Source organism: Amycolatopsis sp. CA-161197, assembly GCF_050942255.1.
Lineage (GTDB): Bacteria > Actinomycetota > Actinomycetes > Mycobacteriales > Pseudonocardiaceae > Amycolatopsis.
Genome location: NZ_CP192059.1, coordinates 9,347,673 through 9,362,996 on the forward strand (window position 1 = coordinate 9,347,673; position 15,324 = coordinate 9,362,996).

The 15,324-nt window shown below is 70.4% G+C and carries 16 protein-coding genes; 14 read left to right on the forward strand and 2 right to left on the reverse strand.

The window, feature by feature from the left end; translation table 11 throughout:
- Positions 1-14 precede the first annotated feature (14 nt).
- Genes ACQPXB_RS44320 through ACQPXB_RS44350 form a run of 7 tightly spaced genes read left to right on the forward strand, consistent with a single transcriptional unit; the run spans position 15 to position 6,147 of the window.
- Positions 15-686: a histidine phosphatase family protein gene (locus ACQPXB_RS44320; RefSeq protein WP_432847934.1), complete on the forward strand. Its 672-nt coding sequence runs from the start codon at positions 15-17 to the stop codon at positions 684-686.
- Positions 687-712: 26 nt separating this feature from the next.
- Positions 713-2,179 carry a 2-hydroxymuconic semialdehyde dehydrogenase gene (locus ACQPXB_RS44325; RefSeq protein ID WP_366584820.1) on the forward strand — a complete coding sequence of 489 codons (1,467 nt, stop codon included), beginning with the start codon at positions 713-715 and terminating at the stop codon, positions 2,177-2,179.
- A 10-nt stretch (positions 2,180-2,189) separates the two neighbouring features.
- Positions 2,190-3,002: a 2-keto-4-pentenoate hydratase gene (locus tag ACQPXB_RS44330; protein WP_386951127.1), complete on the forward strand. Its 813-nt coding sequence runs from the start codon at positions 2,190-2,192 to the stop codon at positions 3,000-3,002.
- Positions 3,002-3,934 carry an acetaldehyde dehydrogenase (acetylating) gene (locus tag ACQPXB_RS44335; RefSeq protein ID WP_432847936.1) on the forward strand — a complete coding sequence of 311 codons (933 nt, stop codon included), beginning with the start codon at positions 3,002-3,004 and terminating at the stop codon, positions 3,932-3,934. Before ACQPXB_RS44330 ends, ACQPXB_RS44335 begins: the two co-directional genes overlap by 1 nt.
- Positions 3,931-4,944 (forward strand): 4-hydroxy-2-oxovalerate aldolase, encoded by a 1,014-nt coding sequence (dmpG, locus tag ACQPXB_RS44340; RefSeq protein ID WP_432847938.1) that lies wholly within the window; start codon positions 3,931-3,933, stop codon positions 4,942-4,944. The genes ACQPXB_RS44335 and dmpG overlap by 4 nt, the downstream gene beginning before the upstream one ends.
- Positions 4,941-5,717 (forward strand): 2-keto-4-pentenoate hydratase, encoded by a 777-nt coding sequence (locus tag ACQPXB_RS44345; RefSeq protein ID WP_432847940.1) that lies wholly within the window; start codon positions 4,941-4,943, stop codon positions 5,715-5,717. The genes dmpG and ACQPXB_RS44345 overlap by 4 nt, the downstream gene beginning before the upstream one ends.
- A gap of 13 nt (positions 5,718-5,730) precedes the next feature.
- Complete coding sequence (locus ACQPXB_RS44350; RefSeq protein ID WP_386951120.1) at positions 5,731-6,147, forward strand: RidA family protein; 417 nt, start codon at positions 5,731-5,733, stop codon at positions 6,145-6,147.
- Positions 6,148-6,187: 40 nt separating this feature from the next.
- Here the strand turns inward: ACQPXB_RS44350 and ACQPXB_RS44355 are convergent, their stop codons facing one another.
- On the reverse strand, positions 6,188-6,964 hold the full coding sequence (locus ACQPXB_RS44355) for an IclR family transcriptional regulator (protein WP_432847942.1): 777 nt from the start codon (positions 6,962-6,964) through the stop codon (positions 6,188-6,190).
- Between the two features lie 136 nt (positions 6,965-7,100).
- On the opposite strand from ACQPXB_RS44355, the gene ACQPXB_RS44360 reads away from it, so the two are divergent.
- The 4 genes from ACQPXB_RS44360 to ACQPXB_RS44375 all read left to right on the forward strand — a co-directional run bounded on the left by ACQPXB_RS44360 (position 7,101) and on the right by ACQPXB_RS44375 (position 11,250).
- Entirely contained in the window at positions 7,101-9,020 is a 1,920-nt protein-coding gene (locus ACQPXB_RS44360; protein WP_432847944.1) for a maleylacetate reductase and hydroxyquinol 1,2-dioxygenase domain-containing protein, read from the forward strand.
- Positions 9,021-9,086: 66 nt separating this feature from the next.
- The gene (locus ACQPXB_RS44365; protein ID WP_432847946.1) at positions 9,087-10,262 is read left to right on the forward strand and encodes an acyl-CoA dehydrogenase family protein; all 1,176 of its coding nucleotides are present in this window, start codon (positions 9,087-9,089) and stop codon (positions 10,260-10,262) included.
- A gap of 125 nt (positions 10,263-10,387) precedes the next feature.
- Positions 10,388-10,879, forward strand: coding sequence for a flavin reductase family protein (locus ACQPXB_RS44370; protein WP_366584349.1), 492 nt, complete (start codon positions 10,388-10,390; stop codon positions 10,877-10,879).
- A complete protein-coding gene (locus ACQPXB_RS44375; protein WP_432847948.1) occupies positions 10,879-11,250 on the forward strand; it encodes a MerR family transcriptional regulator in 372 nt (123 codons plus the stop codon). The genes ACQPXB_RS44370 and ACQPXB_RS44375 overlap by 1 nt, the downstream gene beginning before the upstream one ends.
- Before the next feature lie 48 nt (positions 11,251-11,298).
- Here the strand turns inward: ACQPXB_RS44375 and ACQPXB_RS44380 are convergent, their stop codons facing one another.
- The gene (locus ACQPXB_RS44380; RefSeq protein ID WP_432847950.1) at positions 11,299-11,856 is read right to left on the reverse strand and encodes a DoxX family protein; all 558 of its coding nucleotides are present in this window, start codon (positions 11,854-11,856) and stop codon (positions 11,299-11,301) included.
- A gap of 445 nt (positions 11,857-12,301) precedes the next feature.
- Here ACQPXB_RS44380 and ACQPXB_RS44385 point away from each other — a divergent pair, with 445 nt between their 5' ends.
- From ACQPXB_RS44385 to ACQPXB_RS44395, 3 genes are all read left to right on the forward strand, one after another.
- Positions 12,302-13,504 (forward strand): acyl-CoA dehydrogenase family protein, encoded by a 1,203-nt coding sequence (locus ACQPXB_RS44385; protein ID WP_432847952.1) that lies wholly within the window; start codon positions 12,302-12,304, stop codon positions 13,502-13,504.
- A 16-nt stretch (positions 13,505-13,520) separates the two neighbouring features.
- Positions 13,521-14,441 carry an amidohydrolase family protein gene (locus ACQPXB_RS44390; RefSeq protein ID WP_386951109.1) on the forward strand — a complete coding sequence of 307 codons (921 nt, stop codon included), beginning with the start codon at positions 13,521-13,523 and terminating at the stop codon, positions 14,439-14,441.
- 93 nt (positions 14,442-14,534) lie between these two features.
- Positions 14,535-15,293: an SDR family NAD(P)-dependent oxidoreductase gene (locus ACQPXB_RS44395; protein WP_432847955.1), complete on the forward strand. Its 759-nt coding sequence runs from the start codon at positions 14,535-14,537 to the stop codon at positions 15,291-15,293.
- The last annotated feature ends 31 nt before the right edge of the window (positions 15,294-15,324 follow it).

Sequence of the window (15,324 nt, forward strand, 5' to 3'; positions counted from 1 at the left end):
ACCTGGAGGCACCGATGATCCTGCACCTCGTCCGCCACGGCGAGACGGCCAGCTACGAAAGCGACGCCGGCCTCACCGAACGCGGCATCGAGCAGGCCCGGGCGCGCGGCGAGAGCCTCGCGGCCGAACTTCCCGACGGCACGGCGGTTTCCGTGGCCTACGCGCCCACCGCGCGGGCGCGGCAGACCGCCGAGGTGCTGCACGCGACCCTCGCCGGCGCGCCCGGGCTGAAACTCGGCGGCAACGAGGTCGCGCCGGAGTTCCGCAACCTCCAGCTCCGCGTCGACGGCCGGGACTACGAACCCACCCAGGTGCGCGAGCTCATCCCGGCCGCGGGCGGCGCCGGCTGGGCCGAAGAGGCCCGGCGGTTCTGGCAGGCGCACGAAGACGGCGACGCGATGGGGTTCTGGCTGCAGATCCCGCTGCTCTGGCACGAATCGCCGAACGCGGTCGTGCGCCGGTTCCTCGCCGCCACCGTCGCCGCGGCCGACCGCGTGCCGGCCGACGAGCACCTCGCCGTCGCCACGCACTCCGGGTGCATGCGCGCGGTCGTCGCGTGGGCGGCCGGGCGCGACCTGGGGGAACCCGACAACGCCGAGGAAGTCGTCCTCGTGCCCACCGGCGGGTCGGTCGCGGTCACCTACCGCGGCGAGACCTGGCACCACGCCGTGCCCGAGCACGCGTGAACAGTTCCGACGAAAGGAAACCAGTGATGCCGCAGGGGATCCCGAAGGCGTTGCGCAACTTCATCGGGGGCGAGTTCGTCGACGGCCCCCGCACCTTCGACAAGGTGAGCCCCGTCGACGGTTCGCTGATCGCGAAGGTGCACGAAGCCGACCAAGAGCTCGTCGACCGCGCGGTGCGCAGCGCCAGGCAGGCGCTGAACGGTGCGTGGGGCAAGACCACGGCGACCGAGCGCGTCGCCCTGCTGCGGCGGGTCGCGGACCGGATCGAGGAGCGCTTCGACGACCTGCTCGCGGCCGAGATCGCCGACACCGGCAAGCCCGTCGCACTGGCCACGAACCTCGACGTGCGGCGCGCGTCGGCCAACTTCCGCGCGGCCGCGGACATCATCGCCGGGACGGGGCTCGACTCGTTCCTCACCGACGTCGCGACCGGGCAGGCGCTGAACTACGCGATCCGCAAGCCGCTGGGCGTGGTGGGCGTGATCGTGCCGTGGAACCTGCCGTTGCTGCTGCTGACGTGGAAAGTCGCGCCCGCGCTGGCGAGCGGCAACGCCGTGGTGGTGAAGCCTTCGGAGGAGACGCCGTCGAGCGCGACGCTGCTGGCGGAGATCCTCGCCGAGGCGGGGATGCCGGCCGGCGCGTTCAACGTCGTGCACGGCTTCGGGCCCGCGTCCGCGGGTGAGTTCCTCACGACGCACCCGGACGTCGACGGCATCACCTTCACCGGCGAGTCGGCCACCGGCTCGGTGATCATGCGCGCGGTCGCGCCCCACGTGCGGCCGGTTTCGTTCGAGCTGGGCGGGAAGAACGCCGCGGTGGTGTTCGACGACGCCGACCTCGAGCGGGCGGTCGACGGGCTCGAACGGTCCGTGTTCACCAACACCGGGCAGATCTGCCTGTGCACCGAGCGCGTCTACGTGCAGCGCGGCGTCTTCGACGAGGTCGCCTCCGGTCTGGTCGAGCGGGCGAAGGCGCTGCGCTTCGGCCGGCCCGACGATCCCGCCACCACCACCGGGCCACTGATCTCCCAGACGCACCGGGAAAAGGTCATGTCGTACTACGCCGTGGCCGAGAAGGAAGGCGCCGAGCTCCTCGTGGGCGGCGGCATCCCCGAGCTCGGCGCGGATCTCGCCGGCGGCGCGTGGGTGGAACCCGCGCTGTGGACCGGCGTGGACAACTCCGCCCGTGTGGTGCGCGAGGAGGTGTTCGGGCCGGTCGCGACCCTCATCCCGTTCGACACCGAGGACGAGGCGATCCGCCTGGCCAACGACACGTCGTACGGCCTCGCGTCCTCGGTGTGGACCACGAACCTCGAGCGCGGCCACCGCGTCGCCGCCGCGATGCGCGTGGGCATGTCGTGGGTGAACACGTGGTACCTGCGGGATCTGCGTTCGCCGTTCGGCGGCGTCGGGCTTTCGGGCATCGGCCGCGAAGGCGGCGTGCACTCGCTGCACTTCTACAGCGAGCCCACCAACATCTGCATCCAACTGTGAGGCTTCCTCGATGACAACGACCAAAACCGCCTTCGCGACGGCCGTGGAGACCGCGGCGGGGCGGCTGATGCGCGCCGAACAGACGCGCACCCCCGTGGAACCGGTGCGGGACCTGATCGGCGACGCGGACGTCGACCTCGCCTACGCGGTGCAGGCGGCGGTGCTGGAGCGCAAGCTCGCGGTGCCGGGCCGGCGCGTGGCGGGGCGCAAGATCGGCCTGACGTCGGCGGCCGTGCAGAAGCAGTTCGGCGTGTTCCAGCCCGACTTCGGTGTGCTGCTCGACGACATGGTCTTCGGCGACCGGGCCGAGCTGCCGCTGGCGAAGTTCCTGCAGCCGCGCGTGGAAGGCGAGGTCGCGTTCGTGCTGGGCGCCGACCTCCCCGCCGGCGCGACGCTGGTCGACGTGCTGCGCGCGACGGAGTTCGTGCTGCCGGCCATCGAGATCGTCGACTCGCGCATCGCCGGGTGGGACATCAAGATCGCCGACACCGTCGCGGACAACGCGTCCAGCGGCGCGGTCGTGCTCGGGACGACGCCGAAGAAGCTCTCCGACGTCGACCTGCCTTCGCTGGGCCTGAGCCTTGAGCACGGCGGCGAACCCGTGTCGACGGGCGTCGGCGCGGCCTGTCTCGGCTCGCCGGCCAACGCCGTGGCGTGGCTGGCCACCGAAGTCGCCCGGCGTGGTGCGCCGCTGCGCGCGGGTGAGGTCGTGCTCGCCGGCGCGTGGGGGCCGATGGTGGCGGTGCCGCAACCCGGTACCTACCTGGCCCGCTTCGAAGAGGTGGGCGAAGTGCGCGTGACGTTCACCGGAGAGGACGCCTGATGGCCACACCCGTCGCGATCATCGGGTCCGGCAACATCGGCACGGACCTGATGTTCAAGGTCAAACGCCTGTCGGACCAGCTGGAAGTCGCCGCGCTCGTCGGCATCGACCCCGCGTCGGACGGCCTCGCCCGGGCGAAGCGGCTCGGGATCGCCACCACGTCCGACGGCGTGGAGGGGCTCGTCAAGCTGCCGGAGTTCGCCGGCGTGAGGCTGGTGTTCGACGCGACTTCGGCCGGTGCACACAAGCACAACTACGAGGTGCTGCGCGAGTACGGCCTGCCGATGGTGGACCTGACACCGGCGGCGATCGGCCCGTACGTGGTGCCGCCGGTGAACCTCGACGCCCACCTCGGTGCGGCGAACGTCAACATGGTCACGTGCGGCGGCCAGGCGACCACGCCGATCGTCGCCGCGATGTCGGCCGTGACGCCGGTGGCGTACGCGGAGATCGTCGCGTCCATCGCGTCGCGCTCGGCCGGGCCGGGCACGCGGGCGAACATCGACGAGTTCACCGAGACGACCGCGCGGGCACTCGAAGTCGTGGGCGGCGCGGAGCGGGGCAAGGCCGTGATCATCCTCAACCCGGCCGAGCCCGCGATGAAGATGCGAGACACGGTCTTCTGCCTGGTCGAACAGTCCGAAGTGGACGAATCTGCGGTGAGTGCGTCCGTCGAGGACATGGTGGCGCAGGTGCAGAAGTACGTACCCGGCTACCGGTTGAAGCAGCAGGTGCAGTTCGACCCGGTGGACCACCCGTTCGTGCCGGCGCTCGGGCGGGCGTTCCGCGGGGTGAAGGTGTCGGTGTTCCTCGAGGTGACCGGCGCCGGGCACTACCTGCCGGACTACGCGGGAAACCTGGACATCATGACGTCCGCGGCCCTGCGCACCGCCGAGCGTCTGCTGGAACTGAAGGAAGGGGCGGCGCGGTGACGGAGCAGTTGTACGTCCAGGACGTGACGCTGCGGGACGGCATGCACGCGATCGGGCACCAGTACTCGGTCGAGCAGGTGCGGACGATCGCGGCCGCGCTGGACGCGTCCGGGGTGGCGGCGATCGAGGTCGCGCACGGCGACGGGCTGGCCGGGTCCAGCGTGATCTACGGTCACGGCGCCGCAGCGGATTCCGGGTGGATCGCGGCGGCGGCCGAGGTGGTGTCACGGGCGAAGCTCACGACGTTGCTGCTCCCGGGCGTCGGCACGATCGACGATCTGCGGGCGGCCCGGGATCTCGGGGTGTCGAGTGTGCGCATCGCCACGCACTGCACCGAGGCCGACATCGCGATCCAGCACATCGGCTGGGCGCGGGAGAACGGCATGGACGTCGCCGGGTTCCTGATGCTGAGCCACATGAACTCGCCCGAGGACCTCGCCAAGCAGGCGAAGATCATGCAGGACGCGGGCGCGCACTGCGTCTACGTCACCGACTCCGGCGGTCGCCTGACCATGAGCGACGTCGCCGCTCGGGTCGACGCGTACCGCGAGGTCCTCGACCCGGACACGCAGATCGGCATCCACGCCCACGAAAACCTGTCGCTGTCGGTGGCCAACAGCGTCACCGCGGTCGAGCACGGCGCGTACCGCGTGGACGCTTCCCTGGCCGGCCAAGGTGCCGGCGCGGGCAACACGCCGATCGAAGCGTTCGTCGCCGTCGCCGATCTGCTCGGCTGGGACCACCGCTGCGACCTGTTCGGCCTGCAGGACGCGGCCGAGGACCTCGTCCGTCCACTTCAGACCCGCCCGGTGCGGGTGGACCGCGAGACCCTGACGCTGGGCTACGCCGGCGTCTACTCCAGCTTCCTCCTCCACGCCGAACGCGCCGCGAGCCGCTACGACCTCGACGCGCGCGACATCCTTGTCGAGGTCGGGCGGCGTGGCCTGGTCGGCGGCCAGGAGGACATGATCGTCGACGTCGCCCTCGACCTCACGGAGGTGGCGCGATGACCGGGCACGTCGGTGAGCTCGCCACCCGCCTCGACGACGCCGCCCGCGACCGCGTGGCCGAGCAGCAGCTGTCGGCCGACCACGACCTGTCGCTGGCGGAGGCGTACGCGGTGCAGCACGCACTGGTGTCGCGGCGGCTCGGGCGCGGCGAGACGCGCGTCGGGGTGAAGCTCGGGTTCACGAGCCGGACCAAGGCGGCGCAGATGGGCGTGTCCGAGGTGATCATCGGGCAGCTGACTTCCCGGATGCACGTCGAAGAGGGCGCGGAGATCTGGCTGGGCGCGTATGTGCACCCGCGGGTCGAGCCCGAGATCGCGTTCCGGTTGGCGCGCAACATCGATCCGCAGCTGTGGACGGGCAACGTGACCGAGGCCGTCAACGCCGTCGCGCCGGCCGTGGAGATCATCGACTCGCGCTACCGCGACTTCCGGTTCAACCTCGCCGACGTCGTGGCGGACAACACCTCGGCGTCGGGGTTCGTGGTCGGGGCGTGGCAGCCGTTGCCCGCGTCGCTGGACAACCGCGGGATGGTCCTCGAGCTCGACGGCCGTCTTGTCCAAAGTGGATCCAGCTCGGCGATCCTCGGTGACCCGCTGCGCGCGGTGGCCGCGGCGATCCGCATGGCCGGGCGGTACGACATCCCGCTGCGCGCGGGTGACGTGCTGCTGGCCGGGGCGGGGACCCCGGCCGTCGCGCTGGTTTCGCCCGGCACCGTCAGCGCGACGGTGTCCGGGCTCGGCCGCGTGCGGTTCCGTGTGACGTCCGTTCGGTGATGAGGAGGAATGCATGAGTGACGCCAGGACCGTCGCCGGCAAGGCGACGCCACGGGGCCGGTTCCCGCACCTCAAGGTGGCGGGTGGGTTCGTCTACATCTCGGGGACGAGCAGCCGGCGGCCGGACAACACCATCGCGGGTGCCGACGCCGACGAGTTCGGCGCGACACGGCTGGACATCGAGGCGCAGACGGCGGCCGTGATCGAGAATCTGCGCGACCTGCTCGCGGAGGTCGGCGCGGAGCTGACGGACCTCGTCCAGGTCACGGCCTACCTCGTGAGCATGAACGACTTCCGCGGCTACAACGAGGTTTACGCGCGGTACTTCGATGAAAACGGCCCGACCCGCACGACGGTGGCCGTGCACCAGCTGCCGCACCCGCACCTGCTGATCGAAATGCAGGCGGTGGCTCTGCTGCCGCGTGCCTGAGCAGCCCGGCCAAACTGACGGCCCTCCCCCGGGAGGGCCGTCAGCGTGTCCATTCCGGTGCGGCGCTGATGAGCCGGGCGCCGATCAGGCCGGCCGCGTTGGTGACGGACACGCGAGCCGACTCGACCACGGCCGTGGTGAACATTCCGGCCGGGCCGGACAGCGAGACCCCGCCGAGCGGATTTCCCGAGGAGTCGAAGATCGGTGCCGCGACCGACGTCCGGCCCTGCTGGACGGACCGCGAGGCCAGGTACCCGTCCTGCCGGGCCTGGGTCAGCTCGGCTTCGAGCTGCTTGAGGTCCGGCGGCGGCACGGCGCTTTCGGCGCAGCACTTCTCGACGTGCGCCACGACCTTGTCGAACGGCAGCCACGACAGCGCCACCTTCCCGCAGACCGTGAGGTGCGCCGGCGCGCGCTGGCCCACCTGGTTGGCCGCGGGCACGTGCGACGGGCCGGAGTTGCGGTCCAGGTACACGATCCAGCCCTGCGTGAGCTGGCAGAGGTGCGCATCCTGCTCCGGCGCGCGGACCAGCGAGTCGAGGATGCCTTCGCCGGCGCGCAGCAGGCCTGTGCGTTCGATGATCTGGCCCGCCAGCTCGAGCAGCAGCGGGCCAAGCTGGTAACCACCGCCGGCGCCTTCCAGCATGCCTTCGGCGACGAGCGTGCGGCACAGCTCGTGCGCGGTGCTGCGCGGGATCCCCGCACGGGCGGACACCTGTCGAACAGACAGGACACCCACGGTCGGGCTGAAGGCGCGCAGCACTTTGCACGCCTTCGCGACCGAGGCCACGCCACCACGTGATTCGTCGTTCGTCATCTCACCACGATAAGTACGATTTCGAACGATTCCACCAAATGTGTCCCGGGCTGCCGGACACGAACGCTGACTTCTCGGGCGCTCGCTCCTACCGTCATCGCCACCGCACCCGGCGCGCCAGGCAAAGGAGCCCTCGATGTTCAGCTACACCGCCAATCCGGCTCGGGTCGTCTTCGGCACGGGCACGATCGCGACGCTGGCCGACGAAGTGCGCCGGCTCGGGGCTTCGCGCGTGTTGCTGCTCGGGACTTCTTCACTGGCGGGACCGGTGGACCGGGTCGCCGACGCGCTGGGTTCGCTGCTCGCCGCCCGCTTCGACGAGGCCGCGATGCACACGCCGGTGGACGTGACCGAGCGCGCGCTCAAGGTCGTGACCGAGAACGACGTCGACTGCGTCCTCGCCATCGGCGGGGGTTCGACGACCGGTCTGGCCAAGGCGATCGCGTTGCGCACGGACCTGCCGCCGATCATCGTGCCCACCACCTACGCCGGCTCCGAGATGACCCCGGTGCTCGGCGAGACCGCCGACGGGCGCAAGACCACGCAAACCTCACCCAAGGTGCTGCCCGAGGTCGTCGTCTACGACGTCGACCTCACCCTGAAACTGCCGGTCCAGGTATCACTCACCAGCGGCGTCAACGCCATGGCCCACGCCGTCGAGGCCCTCTACTCACCCGACGCCAACCCGATCGTCGACCAGTTCGCCCTCGAAGCCATCCGCCTGCTCGCCACCGCCCTCCCCCGCATCGCCACCGACCCGACCGATGCGCACGCCCGCAGCCACGCCCTGCGCGCCGCCTGGCTCGCCGGCACCTGCCTCGGCTCCGTCGGCATGGCCCTGCACCACAAGCTCTGCCACACCCTCGGCGGCAGCTTCAACCTGCCCCACTCCGAAACCCACACCGTCGTCCTGCCCTACGCCATGGCCTACAACACCACCGGCGCCCCCGACGCCATGCGCCGCATCGCCGAGGCCCTCGACGCCCCCGACGCCGCCACCGGCGTCTACGACCTCATCGCGGCCCTGCCCGTCCCGCACTCGCTGGCCGAGCTCGGGTTCACCGAAACCGCCATCACCCAGGCCGCCGAAATCGCCACCGCCAAGCCCTACCCCAACCCCCGCGAGGTCACCCGCGAGGGCATCGAAGACCTCCTGCGCCACGCCTGGGCCGGCACCCGCCCCACGCCCGCCGACGGCAGCAAACCCGACCTGCGCAGCCTCACCACCGAAGTCGTCGACAGCTTCGCCGCCACCCCCGACCCCCGCCTGCGCGAACTCCTCCAGGACCTCGTGCGCACCCTGCACTCCTACGTGGTCCGCACCGACCTCACCCAGCAGGAATGGGAATACGCCATCGGGTTCCTCACCCGCACCGGCCAGATCTCCGACGACAAACGCCAGGAGTTCATCCTCCTGTCCGACACCCTCGGCGTCTCCAGCGTCGTCGACGTCCTCACCAACTCCCGCACACCCGACACCACCCCCTCCGCCGTCCTCGGCCCGTTCTACGTCCAAGGCCCACCCGAAACCGCCCAAGGCGCCGACCTCGCCGAAGGCCTGCCCGGCACTCCCCTGTGGACCGACGTCACCGTCACCGACACCCACGACACCCCGGTGCCCGACGCCATCGTCGACGTCTGGCAGTCCAACCAGGACGGTTTCTACGACGTCCAGCTCCCCGACGCCGACGGCCCCGTCCTGCGCGCCCGCTTCCGCACCGACACCGACGGCCGCCTCAAGTTCTGGACCATCGTGCCGTCCAAGTACCCCATCCCCGTCGACGGTCCCGTCGGCGGCATGCTCGAAGCCGCCGGCCGGCATCCGTTCCGCGCACCGCACCTGCATTTCCTCATCGCCAAGCCGGGCTTTCGCACGCTGGTCACGCAGCTGTTCGTGGCCGGCGGCGACCACCTCGACTCCGACACCGTGTTCGGCGTCAAGAACGGGCTGATCGTCGACTTCGCCGAGCAGTCCGGCCCGGCGCCCGACGGCCGTGAACCGGAGGCCGGCTGGCGCCGCCTCGAGTTCACCTTCCGCGTCTCCCCCACCCACTGAACAGAGCGCCCACGCGCCTCCAGCGCCGGCGCAGCCGAGATAAAACCCGTTCAAGGGAACACGAATATGAACAACACCACCCCCACCTCCGCAGAACTCGTCGCCCGAGCCGAAGCCTTGCGATCCCAGCTCTGGGAAGACGCCCCGGAGGTCGACCGCACCCGCCGGCTGACCGACCGGAACTTCGCGGCCATGCGCGACGCGCAGCTGATGCAGCTGTTCACCCCGCGGCGCTTCGGCGGCCTGGCCGCGGACATGCGCACCTACTTCGAGGTCACCGCCGCCCTCGGGCGCGGGTGTTCGTCGTCCGCGTGGGTCGCCGGCGTGCTCAACGCCGGCAACTGGATGGTCGCGCAGTTCCCCGAGGAGGCCCAGCGGGAAGTCTGGGGCGCCGACCCGCTGGCCACCTCGTGCAGCATCCTGCAGCCGACCGGTGAGGCCGAGATCGTCGACGGCGGGATCAAGCTCAACGGCAAGTGGGGCTACTCGTCGGGCTCGAACCACTGCGACTGGGCGATCGTCGCGTACCCGAGCCCGAACGCGGTCAAGCCCGAGATGATGCTCGCGCTGGTGCCGATGAGCGACGTCGAGGTCGAGGACACCTGGTTCGTCACGGGTATGCGCGGCACCGGCAGCAACACGATCGTTGCGCGCGACCTGTTCGTCCCGGACCACCGGGTGCTGCCGCTGATGCCGATGTTCCGCGGCGACAACCTCGGCGCGCCCGACGCCGTGCACCGCACGGCGCTCGCCGGCGTGCTGCCCGTGTCGCTGATGGGCTCGCAGATCGGTGCGGCCGAAGCAGCGCTGGAGTTCGTGATCGAAAAGGCCCCGAAGCGCCAGATCACCGCGTCGACGTACTCGGTGCAGGCGCAGTCGGTCGGGTTCCAGGTGGACCTCGCCGAGGCGGCGACCACGATCAAGGCCGCGCGGCTGATCGGGCAGCAGGCCGCCGATGTGCTCGACGAGCACGCCGGCCAGAGCCACCTGCCCGACGAGACCATCCGCTCGGGGCTGCGCATGGACATGGCGTGGGCCGTGAAACGCGCCAACGAAGGAGTGGACCGGCTCGTGACCGCCCACGGCACGTCGGCGTTCGGCGAGTTCAGCCCGCTGCAGCGCATCTGGCGCGACACGGGTGTCGCCACGCGCCACGCGGCCTTCAACATCCGCATCTCCCAGGAGATCTACGCGAAGGCCCTGCTGGGCCTCAACCCCTACGAGATCAGCTTCCTGGTCTGAGATCCCGGCCGGCTTCACCAGACGTGCGGCAGGGGCGTTCCGCCCGCCCCTGCCGCGCCCGGCACCGCATTCCCCCCGAACGCGACCGAACGCGGGTCGCGGGCAAGCACGAACAGGAGAGACCGATGTCCGAAGACCTGCAGCAGCAGTTCCGCGAAGTGATGGCGCGGGTGGCCACGCCGGTTTCCGTGGTGACTGGACTGGCTCCCGACTACACCCCCTACGGCAGCACGGTGAGCGCGTTCGCCTCGCTGTCGATGGAACCGCCGATGGTGCTGGTGTCCCTCGTCAGGTCGTCCCGGCTCCTCGGGGTCATCCGGCAGTCGGGCCGGTTCGGGCTCAACATCCTCGGCTCGTCGCATTCCAAGCTGGCGCGCACGTTCGCCACCAACCTCACGCCGGAGGAGAAGTTCGACGGAGTCGAGTGGGACGTCGAGGGCGAGGTACCGCGGCTGGCGGGGGCGCTGAGCTGGCTCGCGTGCTCCGTCGAGCAGGAAGTGGAAGGCGGGGACCACATCGTGCTGTTCGGTTCGGTCCGGTCGCTGTGCAGCTGCGCGGGCGAACCGCTCACCTACCACCGCCGTTCGTTCGGCACGCACGCGACGCTCGAAGGCTGATGGCCGGGGACGAGCCCGCCGAGCGCCTGACGATCGGGGCGCTCGCCCGGGCCACGGGTGTGGCCGCGTCGGCGCTGCGGTACTGGGAGAAGATCGGCCTGCTGCCCCCGCCGGAGCGCGTTTCGGGCCAGCGGCGCTACGCCGCGTCGGCGGTCGGGCTCGTCAAGTTGCTCCTGCTGCTGCGCGATTCCGGGTTCTCCCTGATCGAGGCGAAAGAGCTCGTGACGGCCCGGGCGATGGCGCCCCGAACCTGGCGTGAGCTTCAGCAACGCCGGCTCGCGGAACTCGACGAGCGCATCGCGTCCGCCCAGGCCGCTCGGGCCGAGATCACGAACGGGCTCGCGGGAACCTTCGGCAGCGCACCGGACTGAAGCAGGGACTTCGCCGGGGGCGCCGACCTCGCCGACGCCCCCGGCACGCTACGCGGTGGCCGCGACCTCCTGCTCCGAGGCCGCACGCCGGATCCGCACCGTGCGGAAGATCGGCGGCACCGCGGCCACGATCGCCAGCACGACCGCGGCCAGGCCGATCAGTGCCGCGCGCTCACCCGTGCCGTACCACGGCAGGCCGAGCCCGCCGTCGAGCGAAATCGAGCCCGGGCCGCTGAAGGCGAACGAAATCGCCATGATCGCCAGCGTGAGCGGGTACTCGCCGCCGCCAAGGGAATTCCACAACGCGCCGCTCTTCGCGCTCATCGCGAAACCCGCCACCAGCATGGTGCCGGCACCGATGGCCGCGCCGAGCGGCGTGGCGAAACCCAGGACGATCAGCAGCGCCGCGCTCAGTTCGCACCAGGCGGCGAGCTTCGCCAGCGGCCGCGCCGGCACCTGCCCGAGTGCCGTGAAGACGACCGCGATACCGTCCAGGCCGGGGCCCCGGAACCAGGCGCGCAGCTTCTGGGTGGCGTGCGCGTACAGGATGAACGCCACGAGCAGCCGCAGGAGCAAAAGACCGACATCGGCCATCGTCACACTCATTTCCAGGTACCTCCGAACTAGAATCACCGTCGTCGGCGAAACGCAAATTGCGAGCCACTCGGCCGAAATGCACCGAGCGCGAGAACCGTTCCACGACCGTTGCCGGGAATCCAGGTATTCGTCCCCCAGAACTGGACACCGCGTTGATACCGGAAATCGGCGACGGTAAGTCTCCGACCGCCGGCCGCTTCGTCCACATCGCGGGAAGTCGTGTCCGGCCTCGCAGGACACCGGTACTGACTTCGGTGTCCTGCGCACCTAGCGTCTGCGCCATGGCACCCGTCTTCCTGCTCGCGCCCGGCACCGACGCCGGGCGTCCGGATGTGGCCGGGACGCGCACACCGTCAATTCGACAGATCGGCACACCGCACGCGGAGCCGGATTCGACAAATTGAACGGCGACCCTGGTCGACGACGCCATGAACAGTGCGACTAAGGAGAAATCATGACCACGGAATCCGCTGCGCCTGTCGCGCAGAAGGTGCCCAGCCGGGAAGAGCTGGTCGAGCGTGCGAACAGCCTGCGCGCTCAGCTGTGGGAAGCCGCCCCGGAAGTCGACCGCGAACGCCGCCTGAAGACCGCGAACTTCGAGGCCATTCGCGATGCCGGGCTGATCCAGCTGTTCGTGCCGAAGCGGCTCGGCGGGTTCGACGCGGACATGCGCACCTTCCTCGACGTGACGATCGCACTCGGTCGCGGCTGCGCGTCGTCGGCCTGGGTGACCGGGGTCCTCAACACCGGCAACTGGTGGGCCGCCAGCTACTCCGAGCAGGCGCAGGACGAGGTCTGGTCCACGAACCCCTTCGCCACCACCGCCGGCGTGCTCGCACCCACGTCCGCGGTCGAGGTCGTCGAAGGCGGCGTGAAGCTCAACGGCAAGTGGGGCTACGCCTCGGGCTCGAACCACTGCGACTGGGCCAGCGTCTGCTACCCCAGCGTGGTCCCCGGCGGCCGTGACATGAACCTCGCACTGGTGCCGATGAAGGACCTCACGGTCGAAGACACCTGGTTCATCGCCGGCATGCGCGGCACGGGCAGCAACACCCTCGTCGCCCGTGACGTGTTCGTGCCCGAGCACCGGTTGCGCTCGGCCACCGGCCTGCTCAACGGCGACAACGTCGCCGCGGGCCCGGACGCCAGCCACCGGGTCAGCCTCGCGGGCCTGGCCCCGCTTTCGCTCGCCGGTGCCCAGCTCGGCCAGGCACAGGCGGCGCTGGACTACGTGATCGAGAAGGCGCCGAAGCGGTCGATCACGACCACGACCTACTCGGCGCAGTCGGAGTCGGTCGGATTCCAGATCGACCTCGCCGAGGCCTCCGCCATGATCGCCGCCGCCGTCAAGACCACTCAGGATGCCGCCGACCAGCTCGACGACTACGCGGCCAAGGGTGAGCACCCGCCCGAGGTCGTGCGCACGGGCCTGCGGGTGGGCATGGCGCAGGCGATGCGCCAGACCTTCCACGCCGTCGACCTCCTGATGTCCGCGCACGGTTCTTCGGCCTTCGCCGAGGTGAACCCGCTGCAGCGCATCTGGCGCGACGCCGGGGTCGCTTCGCGGCACGCGGCCTTCAACATCCGCGTCAGCCAGGAACTGGCGGGCAAGTCCCTGCTCGACCAGAACCCGACCGCCGTCAGCTTCCTCGTCTGAAAAGGACAACTCGATCGTGATCGACGTTCACGCACACTGGTTTCCCCCCGCACTCACCAAGGAGTTCGACCGAGTCGCCGGCAAGAAGGTCTGGCCCGAGCACAGTCCCGAGCTGATCCCGCGGGTCGAGGAGCTCGAAGCCGACGGTGTGAACCTGCAGGTGCTCGGGCTCGGCCACAACCAGCCGTACTTCGAGGACGCGAGCAAGTCGTTGCACTGCGCGAAGTTCGCGAACGACCTCTACGCCGAGGCGGCCGACTTCGACGGCCGGCTCGAAGCCTTCGGCGCCATTCCCCTCCCGCACACGGAACAGGCCATCGCGGAAGCCGTTCGCTGCCTCGACGAGCTCCACTTCGCCGGGATCGGCCTGGGCACGACTGCCGTCGGCACCTCGCTCGACGACCCCGCCTACGAAGAACTCTGGGCCGAGCTCAACCGCCGCCGCGCCGTCATCTTCGTGCACCCGGTCGGCACGCCCGACACGTTCTCCACCGGGCTCGACGCGTTCATGATGGGTCCCAAGTACGGCGGCCCCATGGAAGCCACGCTGGCGACGACACACCTGGTCGTGTCCGGTGTGACGCAGCGGTACCCGGACATCCGGTGGATCATCGGCACGATGGGCGGCTCGATCGGCTACCTCTGGCGGCGCTTCGAGGAGATCACCGAGTCGGTCCACCAGGACCAGTGGCTGGAGAACAACCCCCGCCAGGAGCTCAAGAAGCTTTACTACGACACGACCCTGACCGACGACCCCGCCGCGATCAAGTTCTTCGCCGATTCCTTCGGCGCGGACCGGCTCGTCCTCGGCACCGACGCGCCCCGCGTGCGCGCCGGTGACTGGGCGAACCGGATCAAGGCCGTCCCCGGCTTCGACGAGCAGCAGTTGCGCGGCGTGCTCAACGACACCGCGGCGTCGCTCGGGATCGGGAAGTAGCCGGTTCCTCGAATCCGGGCACGGTTCGGGCCTTCCCCGAGCCGTGCCCGGTTCTGTTTCCCCGTCTTGCGAACGACCAGGAGTCACCTGCCCGTGGACACCAGAATCGCACTTGTCACCGGCGGCAACCGCGGCTTCGGCCGCTCGGCCGCGCTGGCTTTGGCCGGCGACGGCGCGGACGTGATCATCACGTATCGCGAAACCGTGGAGGAAGCACACGCCGTCGTCAAGGAGATCCGCGCGCTCGGCCGGGAAGCGGGTGCCCTCCGCGTGGACCTGAGCCGGGCCGAGCGCTTCACCGAGTTCGACTGGGAGCTCGGCGAGCTCCTCGGCGACGTATGGGGCCGGACCACCTTCGACCACCTGGTGAACAACGCCGGCCACGGCATTCTCACCACGCTCGGGACCACGGCTCTCGACGACGTTCAGTCCCTTGTGGACGTCCACTTCACCGGCGTCTACTTCCTCACCCAGCAGCTCGCTCCCCGCATCGCCGACGGCGGCTCGATCGTGAACATCTCCAGCGTGCTCGCGCGCTCCGCCGGCGAAGGCTGGTCGGTCTACGCGGCGATGAAGGGCGCGGTCGAGGTGCTCACCCGCTACCACGCCCAGGAGCTGGGCAAACGCGGCATCCGCGTCAACGTGGTCGCGCCGGGCCCGGCGGCCACGGATTTCCTCGACGGCACGATCCGCGACGACGCCGCCGTGCGGGAAATGCTGGGCGCGCAAGCAGCCCTGGGCCGCGTGGCCGAGGCCGACGACATCGGTCCCGTGATCGCCGCCGTCCTGTCCGACCGGTTCGGCTGGGTCACGGGCCAGCGCATCGAAGCCTCCGGCGGCGCTGCGCTGTAAACCGAACGCCGGGGGGGGAGCCGCCGGGGCG

What these genes read in the sequence shown, in the direction of transcription:
- ACQPXB_RS44320 (WP_432847934.1), top strand. Translation starts at nt 15, where the DNA reads ATGATCCTGCACCTCGTCCGCCACGGCGAGACGGCCAGCTACGAAAGC.
- ACQPXB_RS44325 (WP_366584820.1), top strand. Translation starts at nt 713, where the DNA reads ATGCCGCAGGGGATCCCGAAGGCGTTGCGCAACTTCATCGGGGGCGAG.
- ACQPXB_RS44330 (WP_386951127.1), top strand. Translation starts at nt 2,190, where the DNA reads ATGACAACGACCAAAACCGCCTTCGCGACGGCCGTGGAGACCGCGGCG.
- ACQPXB_RS44335 (WP_432847936.1), top strand. Translation starts at nt 3,002, where the DNA reads ATGGCCACACCCGTCGCGATCATCGGGTCCGGCAACATCGGCACGGAC.
- ACQPXB_RS44345 (WP_432847940.1), top strand. Translation starts at nt 4,941, where the DNA reads ATGACCGGGCACGTCGGTGAGCTCGCCACCCGCCTCGACGACGCCGCC.
- ACQPXB_RS44350 (WP_386951120.1), top strand. Translation starts at nt 5,731, where the DNA reads ATGAGTGACGCCAGGACCGTCGCCGGCAAGGCGACGCCACGGGGCCGG.
- ACQPXB_RS44355 (WP_432847942.1), bottom strand. Translation starts at nt 6,964, where the DNA reads ATGACGAACGACGAATCACGTGGTGGCGTGGCCTCGGTCGCGAAGGCG.
- ACQPXB_RS44360 (WP_432847944.1), top strand. Translation starts at nt 7,101, where the DNA reads ATGTTCAGCTACACCGCCAATCCGGCTCGGGTCGTCTTCGGCACGGGC.
- ACQPXB_RS44365 (WP_432847946.1), top strand. Translation starts at nt 9,087, where the DNA reads ATGAACAACACCACCCCCACCTCCGCAGAACTCGTCGCCCGAGCCGAA.
- ACQPXB_RS44370 (WP_366584349.1), top strand. Translation starts at nt 10,388, where the DNA reads ATGTCCGAAGACCTGCAGCAGCAGTTCCGCGAAGTGATGGCGCGGGTG.
- ACQPXB_RS44375 (WP_432847948.1), top strand. Translation starts at nt 10,879, where the DNA reads ATGGCCGGGGACGAGCCCGCCGAGCGCCTGACGATCGGGGCGCTCGCC.
- ACQPXB_RS44380 (WP_432847950.1), bottom strand. Translation starts at nt 11,856, where the DNA reads ATGAGTGTGACGATGGCCGATGTCGGTCTTTTGCTCCTGCGGCTGCTC.
- ACQPXB_RS44385 (WP_432847952.1), top strand. Translation starts at nt 12,302, where the DNA reads ATGACCACGGAATCCGCTGCGCCTGTCGCGCAGAAGGTGCCCAGCCGG.